This window comes from Arthrobacter sp. CAN_A214 (assembly GCF_015751955.1).
Lineage (GTDB): Bacteria > Actinomycetota > Actinomycetes > Actinomycetales > Micrococcaceae > Arthrobacter_D.
Window position 1 is genome coordinate 1 of record NZ_JADOUU010000051.1, and the last position, 8,394, is coordinate 8,394.

The following is an 8,394-nucleotide window of genomic DNA, read 5'->3' on the forward strand; positions in this document are numbered from 1 at the left end:
ATCCTACGGCGCAGTCGTGAAATACCTCAACCAGGTAGGACTCTCAGCCCGCGACCCCTTCGACTGCCCCCTCATCAACAAATACCGACGACCATGAATTGTTCAGTATCACCGGCCATGATCACCCTTCCTGGCTCCTTTCCTCCCCCTGCTAGAACTGACAGGTGAATGACCATGACCGGTAAGGACCTTGAAAAGATCATCACGGCGGCGGAATCAAGATCCACTGGACCGTTGCAGGCCTTCATGCTTTCCTCGCTGGCGGACGCGCCGCAGGAACTGGAGAAAGCGATCGCTGATGCTGTCGCCCACGGAGAGCCGATCGCCGTGGTGTCCGCCGTAGCGGACCTGGCGCCCCTGGCAGTGCTGGACGCACTCGAAGCCGTCGCAACATACGACCCCAGCATCCTCCACCCGCCGGGAAACGACACCCTTCCTGCAAGTGCGGTGGAATCCGTTGACTGACGTTGATGGGCGGGCGTGCCGTGTCAACTCAACGACGATGCCACAGGCGGACGCGGCAGCCCCGATCTTCGTGATGGTGCACGGCATTGGCATGTCCCACCGCTACTTCGACCGGTTACAGGCCGAACTTATCCACCATGGACACACTTATGTGCTGGACCTGCCCGGTTTCGGAGGAACACCTAGACCAGAACAGCAATTGCAGGTCGAAGACTACGCGGCCGTGATCGCCGAAGCACTGGACGCGGAGGGCATCCGGTCCTGTGTGCTCATCGGCCACTCGATGGGCGCCCAGTTCGTCACCGAACTCGCCCTGCAACGCCCCGACCTGGTCTCTTCGCTGGCCCTGATCGGCCCGGTCACGGATTCGGCCCGCCGCTCCGTCATGTGGCATGCCCTCACCCTCGGTCTGGACAGCCTGAGGGAGCGGCCTCTGACCAATCTCATGGTCCTCACGGACTATGCCCGCTGCGGCCTGCCCTGGTACTTCACTGAATTATCCGTGATGCTCAACTACCGCATCCACGAACGTCTTCCGCTGGTGATCCAACCGGTCCTCATCATCCGCGGCAGCAATGACCCCGTGGCACGGCACCACTGGTGTTTGCGCCTGGCCGCCACCGCACAGGACGGCAGGCTCGTGGAGGCGCCCGAGCAACCTCACGCCGCCCACCGCGGAGGTGCCCGGGCGGTTACCGGGGCGATCCTCTCCCTTCTCCGCGAGGACAACCGCCCCGCTCTATCCCAGCTGGAGAATCCCCCGGCGCTGCCCAACGAAAGGCTCGAACCATTCTCACCCGTCTCCGCGTAATGGTCAGCGGGCGCAGCGGCGCAACCTCTGCCTCAGACATCCCTGGCTTCTACAGCATCACGATCGGTGACCGGCAGTGCCGCGCGTATCCCATGATGCACACCCGTGCCCGCGAATCGGATGCCGATCCCGGCAAACCGGTATCGCAGCGGGTGTTCGTCCTCATTCACGGAATCGGCATGTCCCACCGCTACTTCAAACGCCTCGCCTCCGTGCTGGCCGATCATGGCGACACGTATCTCATCGATCTACCCGGATACGGGTGGACCGCCACACCGGCAGAAGAGATGTCCAACTCTGCCAACGGGGATCTGATCGGCGCCCTCCTGGACGACATCGGAGTGAACTCCTGCACCGTGGTAGGTCACTCCATGGGAGTGCAAAGCGCCACCGAACTAGCAATCACCCGCCCAGATCTGGTCACCGAGCTCGTCCTGATTGGTGCAGCAGTCGACGTCAAACGACGCACCGCACTCCAGCAAGCCCTCCGCCTCGGGGTGAATTCCACCTTGGAAAAACCGCCACTTAACGCCGTGCAGTTCTTGGATGTCCTGCGCTGCGGCCCCCGCTGGTACTTCGCCGAACTCGCGGTTGCCTTGGCGTATCGCCTCGAAGAACGACTTCCCATGGTCGAACAAAAGGTTTTGATCATGCGAGGAACCCGGGACTTGATCGCCGGCACCCATTGGTCGCGGACACTGGCAGACACCGCGCAACACGGGGAACTGCTGGAAATTCCCGGCAATCCACATTCAGTGCACCACAGTGATCCCGCAACGGTTGCTGCGGGAATCCTCGCCTTTACAAACCGCGACCAGCCTGCACGAACTGCAGAACAGGGAGTCCGAATTGACGAACCGATAACTCCTCGTGGACCCGGATGGCAGGTAATGCGCACGCCATCACCCCACGTATAACCCGGCGAACGCGGTGAGCACTCCGCGGCTGCCGTGTCGGGGTAAAGAATCTTCGGCGCGCGGCCCTCGTACCGAGAGGTAAGCCGTCAACCGTCCAGCGCCGGGATGCTTGGGAAAAAGGCGGGCTGGAGTTGGTTAGGGGTATACCAAGCCCGCGCCGAGACGCGGTGGCCAATGCCATCAATGTCGGAGGCCACTACGCTGTCCTCGAAATTCCCTGATCCTAGAGATGATGCGGACACCGCGGGCACGGTGTGGCTTGAGGGCTTGAGGGCTCTTCAGTGCACGGGTGATCCTTTCGAGCAGTTCCTTGGAGGACTCGATGCTTGGAGGAGCTGCTTGGGCATTTCGGGTGTGCTGCGGGTTTTCGACCACCTCGTGCAGGCGCTCCATTTTTCGGTCGAGGCGATTGGCGACGTCGGCAGCATCCTTGAGCTCGGCCAACAGGTTTCCGGCACCGAGTCAGCCCGACGTGCGTCGATACCTCTCCGGCTCGGTGGTGGTTGCTTCCATAAGTTCCCGGGACGGGGAATGAGCGCGTGCTTCATGAGTCACGCCGGCAGCCGGCGTAAGACTACCGGTTGACGGAGGAACTTGTTTGAATGTCGACTGCTACTCTGAATCGTTCTGCTTGATCGACTTCCATGCGTCAACTAATGTTGACACATGGAGGTTGATCGAATGAAAACGTTGATCGGATCGATGGATGGCAAAGGGCCCGCCGCAGCGCTGTATGCCGTCGCTGAACTGAACAAAGAAGTCGGGCGCGCTGAAGCCGCGTTGGTTCGGAAGGCGAGGCAAGCAGGGCTTTCCTGGGAAGCCATCGCTCTGTGTCTGGGCGTCAGTAAACAGGCAGTCCACCGCAGATACGGGAAGCAGTAGGACATTCCTTGACGGTTCCTCTCCTCTGTGGTGATGCCAGCTTCCGGATCGAGGGGCTCGCTGCAAGACCCCCGCGCTCAGGCAGGCGAACCCGATGGCGAAATCTGCGGTTCCCTATCACTTTGCTGAATGACGACATTCGCACGCATGAATTAGATACTCCAAATGCGATCCGAATTCAGGCACCGGTAATAGCGCGAACGAAACCGTCGTCGAGTGCCGAATTATTTGGACTACCGATCGAAATTCAGCGTGCAGGTTGGACACACAGTTCGGCCACCCGCGCAGAGGGAGAAGCTCCCAACTATCAAACCCCGAATCAACCAATCCGGGGGCAGTCCCGCCTTTCATCAACCACCTACTCGAAGGGGCGCGTTCTGCGCTCCGATGGGCTGGAATCAGGGGTTTATTTCGTTGCGGTAGGGCGCATGATTCGCTGGTGGTAGCTCATCGATGAGTTCGTTGATGGCGTGGGCGAGGATGTCGCACTGCAACAGGGGTAAAAGGATCATCCTATTGAGGTAAGCATCGATTTCGTATTCGTCAACCTCCCCGGTAAGGGAGAAATAGCGCAGCCACACCTCGGGCAGGCTCAGGCCCGATTGTGTCATTGCATGGCCGATCCGTCGACGTTGCTTCTCCTCAATCGATGTATCTGCTCCGTCCTGATTCACGATGCGGTGCTTGGGGTGTCTGGACGCGAGTCACGCCGGAGGACGGACTGGGCGAGCTCGTGGAGTGACAAACCCTCATTTCCGGCTTTCTGTAGAAGATAGGTGAATGCTTCGTTTTCTGGGACATTTTGCTGTTCCATGATGATTCCGCGGGCGGTGGCGACCGTGTCTCGAGACCGGAGGGTCTCCTTGAAAGTCTCACTGATGCGTTGAGGCGTGTCACTGGCCTGGATATGTCCGAGCAGGACTCCTGCCGACAGAGCAAGCTGAGCCAGTAGTTTCTGGTCCTGGTCCGTGAAGGCGCCAGGAATTGCAGCGTAGATCTTCATCGCGCCGAGCTGATGCGGCCCCTGCATCAGCGGGACACTAAAACAGGAGCGCACCCCTGCCGCTGTTGCTGCTGAGCTCCACTCCTGCCAGCGCTGGTCGGCGGCAGTGTCCTTGACATGCATGGCTTCGCCTTCGGACCAAGCGCTGAGACATGGGCCCTCACCGAGCTCGTATTGCAGTTCATCGGCCTGGAGTACCAACGTATCCGTCGCCCCGACACTAGTGGGTTGGCCATCCCTGACGAGAATTACCCCGGCCCCAATTGCATGGGGTACGGCGTCTTTGGCCGCGATCGCCAAAGCGGACACAGCCTGTTGAGCGGTCTGTTCAGTAAGGAGGAGTCCCTTGGCGCGCCCGATGATTGGAGCAACTTCATTCGGGGAGGAGTGGGCGTCCATCAGCATCTCTCGTAATTAGTACCGGAAGGTTGAACTCGTGCATGGCAGACTCGAAACTACCGGGTGGGCTGGGTCATCGGCGGTCCCGACAAGTTTTAGGGTGTCGGGAAGAGTTCCAGCAAAGATTGGACTCGGGATTGATGCTGACTGCCCTGATTGATTTGATGAGCCCGATCGATGATCTCCTGGGAGACGACGACAACCTTCCGGTTCGTCATCTGGCTGCGCTGACTGATGCGCTCAAACGCTTCCGTTGCATTGAGGCCGACGCGGCCCATGAGGATGCCCTTCGCCTGCTCGATCACGGCACGATTCAACGCCGACGCGGCGACAGCTTGATTGGCGAGTCGATGTGTATCCACATGAATGGAGCGGGTCAGATCCACGACCAGACACCACACCCCGATCGCGGTTTCGTCCTCGCGAATGAGGTCACCGGAAATGAGGACCTTGCGGACCTGCCCAGCGACGTCACGGAGGGACAAGTATGCCGACAGCGGGCCGCCCGCGGTGGACAGGCTCTCCCACAACGCCCGCGCGGCCGCACGGTCCTCGGGCTCGATGTGAGAAAGACCCAGGTCAAGAGTCGGAACGACGTCACCGCGTTCATATCCGTGAATGCGGTAAAGCTCATCGGACCAGTTGAAGGCCGGGGACCCGAAGTAGTGTTCGACAGTACCGGTGGGGCAATCGATGAAGTACTGGATGCTCGCTTCGACGGCCGAGAGAGGCGTTGAAGATTCAATGGACAGGGACATGGCATTGGCCGTTCGACGTACTCGACCCGAGCCAGTGTCTTGACCCGGAATCCAAAACAGAAGGATAACAAATGCAATCGAAAAATCGGACATCTGAAGGAGCACTTTCCCTCAGGCCGCCCTGGCAGTAGTAGTGCCTACGCCGCCAAAATTGCCGCTCGGCGCCCGGTAACAGAACAACAGCGTGGCGGCACCATGTTGCAATCCAAGTAATGCCCTACCGATACAGGAAGAACGCCTGGCAGGTCCTTCCCTCTCCGCGGCGCAATGGGAGCCGGAAGCGCTGGATTGAGGGTGCCGATGACGCAGCAGATTCCTTTGTCAGGACCGGATTGCCCATGCTACGCAGTTACGCCCTTGGCTTTTCGCTTGGTACAGGGCAGAGTCCGCTCGACCGAGAAGCATGGAAGCACTGTCCTCGAAATGCCGCAGCACCGCCTACCGAGCAGGACGCGGGATGAGGGAAAAGTAGGACCAGCGTGACGGGTGCCCCGCCCACGATCTAGAACAGCGTCATTGCGGCACCCGTCATCTCCTATGGATAAGGAAAGGGCTTGGACTCGCGGAGCCAAAAGGGACTCGCATCGCCTCGCTGGTGCACGCTCGACCTGCCTCGGTAGTAAGGCGCCTGCTAGTTGCCTAAGTGATAGAAAGTTACTCGCTGGGCTACTTGTTCGATACTTAGTTTCACCTTCAAGCATGAGGTGGCGCACTCATATTCGCACGTTTGCAATAGTCGAGTAGGGAATCTCATTGTTCACTCCATTCGGCTGATGTCACAGTAGGTGAGAAATCAGGGGAGTCTCCTAGGGCAGTAGGTTCTCCAATCTGAAACGTTTCGTTCGAAACGCTCGACTTGATTCCGGAGTATGTTCATGGAGCTCAACCCTGAGGTCACACCGACTGTATACGTGCAACTATTCGGCAGTTTCAACCTTCACCGTGATGATGTCATCCTAACGGCGGCCGACATGGGTGGATGCAAGCCCCGACACATCCTCGAGATACTGTTGATGAATTTCGGCACCGGTGTGTCGAAGGACCGGCTGATTGAGATTCTCTGGGGAAGCCGCGCGCCAGCCGGGGCAGTGGCCACCCTGGAAAGCTACGTATGTTCCCTGCGGCGGCTCATCCAGCCCGGCCGGACCAGAACCGGTCCCCTGCGCACGGCCAACGGCGGCTATGTTTTAGACACGCATCTCGTCGATTCCGATCTCGAGAAGTTCCATCAACTGATCCGCGACGCCGACGCGGCTCCTCCAGCGACCGCGTATCCGTTACTGCGCAGTGCCCTGGACATGTCGGCGGCACCTTTGCTGGGAGACGAGGTGGTTCCCGAGTGGGCGAATGAGGCACGACTGCGCCTTACCGAGCAGCGGCTCGAGTTGCAGATCCGGGCGGCTGAAACAGCCAGCGTCCTGGGTCTCCCCACTGAAGCCATCACCTGGGCCCAGGCAGCCCTGTCTGCGGACGGGTTGAACGAACGGGCCTGGACCGCACTGGTGGCCGGATATGAACTCGCGGGGCTTTACGCTGAAGGATTGACTGCCTATGACAAATGCCGGCGGACATTCCACCGGGAGTTGGCCTGCAGCCCCGGTGCGGCGTTACAGGCACTGTATGGTCGGCTTCTCCGCCGCACCGGCGAAGCCGAAGGCGACCTCTCGGAAGCCCTTGAAGCGCTCATCTACCTGGGCCAGCGACTCCGCGGCACAGCGATCCCCACGGGAAGGACAACCGGCGGGCTCAACTTCGGAGGGGCCGAAAAGGTCTTGGACTCCTTCCTTCGACGGGCACAACAGGCAGGCTGACCAAGATCGTAATCCTCTCGTTGTAGGCGCAGGACTCGAGAACCTACCGGAGAAGCCGCCCGCACAAACAGCGCTGAGGCCATGATTAGATGGTCGCTCACAGGTGAGCGGTATGGGCTCAATTCTGCAAGGGATTCACCCGCGCACTGGGGGGCAAGCTGCTGCAGGTGTATCTCACCTACACGGTGAAGAACTGGGCTGCTCAACCGCCTCAGCTTGTATTCGACGGAATGGTCGGCCCCTGCCCGTAGGCATCGATCCGCTTCAGCAGCACCCGAACCGGGTGACTATTACCGCGGCTGATCTTGGGTCAAAGACGCAAGTTACCATCAGATGCTGGCGTGGAAGTCGGCAGGTGTTGCAAAGTCCGTGGCGTCCTGGAGGTGCAGGTGCCCGCAGGATCGCCGCCCGGCCGGGTGAGGATGTACCAGGAGTTGCCGTGTTCACCCACCGCCCGTGGGAGATCAGCCGGTGCAGCAGTATTGGAAAGGAAAACTATCCTGTCGACCGGCACTCCCTCTGCTTCGTGAAGGACGATGTCCCGTATTTCGTGCCCGTTGTTCACTGGAAGCAGTGGGTGAGCCAGTCTTGAGCGTCGCTGACGGTTTCGAAGTACTGGGTCGGATAGGGCGGGTGGTGGAGCATTTTGTAGTAGGCGGTGATGACCTTGTCACTGGCCCCGGTTCCGACGATGGCCAGGGCCGCGATGTCCAACCCCGCACCGAAGGCGTGCAGGGCGCCCTCGGTGAGCGAGACCATGTGGTTGAGCTGAAGGAGCATCGGCGGGCAGGTCAATGGAATCATCTGCCTGGCTCGTTCCAGTAACGCACTTGCATCGGCATCGGTGACACTCTCATCAGCCTGCCATTGCACCCACAGAACCTCCCCACGCATTTCCACGGTGAACGATTCCGCGGCGGCAGCCGTGGTAGCGGATTCAGGGACGGCTTTCTGGGTAAGCCAGGCGACGGCGTCGGATTCCTCAACGAAGTACCGGCTGGGAGTGGCGGAGCGGTAGTTGAACGCGGTGAGCACCTTTCCTACCTCATCGACACCGACGACGGCGGTGCGCGTTGAGCAGGTGTCCTCGATGAGTAACTGCTTCGCCCCAACAGTGATCTGCTCCACTAACCCGATGTGTACCAGCAAGGGCCTTTTCCCCGCAGGTGAGGCATCAGCGACCGCGGCGATCGTGGAATGGACGTCTTCTGCCTCCATCCTGACACCAGGAGCCCACCGCAGGCAGAGGTAATCCGGCTCATCGCAAACGAGAGTGCAGGCGGGGTGTAGCCGGGGCGGGCGCGTCGGTGACGAGATAGAGGTCGAGGCCTTCCGATGATGGAAGTTC

9 protein-coding genes are annotated in these 8,394 nt (G+C 60.1%); 5 read left to right on the top strand and 4 right to left on the bottom strand.

Annotated features, from left to right (window positions below):
• Positions 1-174: 174 nt before the first annotated feature.
• The 4 genes from IWX65_RS16765 (at position 175) to IWX65_RS16780 (ending at position 3,075) form a co-directional block, all read left to right on the top strand.
• Positions 175-465, top strand: a complete 291-nt coding sequence (locus IWX65_RS16765) for a hypothetical protein (RefSeq protein ID WP_196884700.1) — start codon at positions 175-177, stop codon at positions 463-465.
• 37 nt (positions 466-502) lie between these two features.
• Positions 503-1,276, top strand: a complete 774-nt coding sequence (locus IWX65_RS16770; protein ID WP_196884701.1) for an alpha/beta fold hydrolase — start codon at positions 503-505, stop codon at positions 1,274-1,276.
• Positions 1,277-1,368: 92 nt separating this feature from the next.
• Positions 1,369-2,193: an alpha/beta fold hydrolase gene (locus tag IWX65_RS16775; protein ID WP_196884702.1), complete on the top strand. Its 825-nt coding sequence runs from the start codon at positions 1,369-1,371 to the stop codon at positions 2,191-2,193.
• 681 nt (positions 2,194-2,874) lie between these two features.
• Positions 2,875-3,075 carry an AsnC family protein gene (locus IWX65_RS16780; RefSeq protein ID WP_334683964.1) on the top strand — a complete coding sequence of 67 codons (201 nt, stop codon included), beginning with the start codon at positions 2,875-2,877 and terminating at the stop codon, positions 3,073-3,075.
• A gap of 398 nt (positions 3,076-3,473) precedes the next feature.
• Here IWX65_RS16780 and IWX65_RS16785 read toward each other — a convergent pair whose 3' ends face one another.
• From IWX65_RS16785 to IWX65_RS16795, 3 genes are all read right to left on the bottom strand, one after another.
• The gene (locus IWX65_RS16785) at positions 3,474-3,749 is read right to left on the bottom strand and encodes a hypothetical protein (protein ID WP_196884704.1); all 276 of its coding nucleotides are present in this window, start codon (positions 3,747-3,749) and stop codon (positions 3,474-3,476) included.
• Positions 3,746-4,477 (bottom strand): GAF and ANTAR domain-containing protein, encoded by a 732-nt coding sequence (locus IWX65_RS16790; RefSeq protein ID WP_196884705.1) that lies wholly within the window; start codon positions 4,475-4,477, stop codon positions 3,746-3,748. The genes IWX65_RS16785 and IWX65_RS16790 overlap by 4 nt, the downstream gene beginning before the upstream one ends.
• A gap of 95 nt (positions 4,478-4,572) precedes the next feature.
• Positions 4,573-5,328, bottom strand: a complete 756-nt coding sequence (locus IWX65_RS16795; RefSeq protein ID WP_334683965.1) for a PAS and ANTAR domain-containing protein — start codon at positions 5,326-5,328, stop codon at positions 4,573-4,575.
• Between the two features lie 878 nt (positions 5,329-6,206).
• Between IWX65_RS16795 and IWX65_RS16800 the strand changes: the two genes are divergently transcribed.
• Positions 6,207-7,046, top strand: coding sequence for an AfsR/SARP family transcriptional regulator (locus IWX65_RS16800; protein WP_334683966.1), 840 nt, complete (start codon positions 6,207-6,209; stop codon positions 7,044-7,046).
• A 561-nt stretch (positions 7,047-7,607) separates the two neighbouring features.
• On the opposite strand, the gene IWX65_RS16805 is transcribed toward IWX65_RS16800, so the two are convergent.
• A complete protein-coding gene (locus tag IWX65_RS16805; RefSeq protein ID WP_196884707.1) occupies positions 7,608-8,264 on the bottom strand; it encodes a DUF7793 family protein in 657 nt (218 codons plus the stop codon).
• Positions 8,265-8,394: the final 130 nt, after the last annotated feature.

What these genes read in the sequence shown, in the direction of transcription:
- IWX65_RS16790 (WP_196884705.1), bottom strand. Translation starts at nt 4,477, where the DNA reads ATGGACGCCCACTCCTCCCCGAATGAAGTTGCTCCAATCATCGGGCGC.
- IWX65_RS16805 (WP_196884707.1), bottom strand. Translation starts at nt 8,264, where the DNA reads ATGGAGGCAGAAGACGTCCATTCCACGATCGCCGCGGTCGCTGATGCC.
- IWX65_RS16770 (WP_196884701.1), top strand. Translation starts at nt 503, where the DNA reads ATGCCACAGGCGGACGCGGCAGCCCCGATCTTCGTGATGGTGCACGGC.
- IWX65_RS16765 (WP_196884700.1), top strand. Translation starts at nt 175, where the DNA reads ATGACCGGTAAGGACCTTGAAAAGATCATCACGGCGGCGGAATCAAGA.
- IWX65_RS16795 (WP_334683965.1), bottom strand. Translation starts at nt 5,328, where the DNA reads ATGTCCGATTTTTCGATTGCATTTGTTATCCTTCTGTTTTGGATTCCG.
- IWX65_RS16780 (WP_334683964.1), top strand. Translation starts at nt 2,875, where the DNA reads ATGAAAACGTTGATCGGATCGATGGATGGCAAAGGGCCCGCCGCAGCG.
- IWX65_RS16775 (WP_196884702.1), top strand. Translation starts at nt 1,369, where the DNA reads ATGATGCACACCCGTGCCCGCGAATCGGATGCCGATCCCGGCAAACCG.
- IWX65_RS16800 (WP_334683966.1), top strand. Translation starts at nt 6,207, where the DNA reads ATGGGTGGATGCAAGCCCCGACACATCCTCGAGATACTGTTGATGAAT.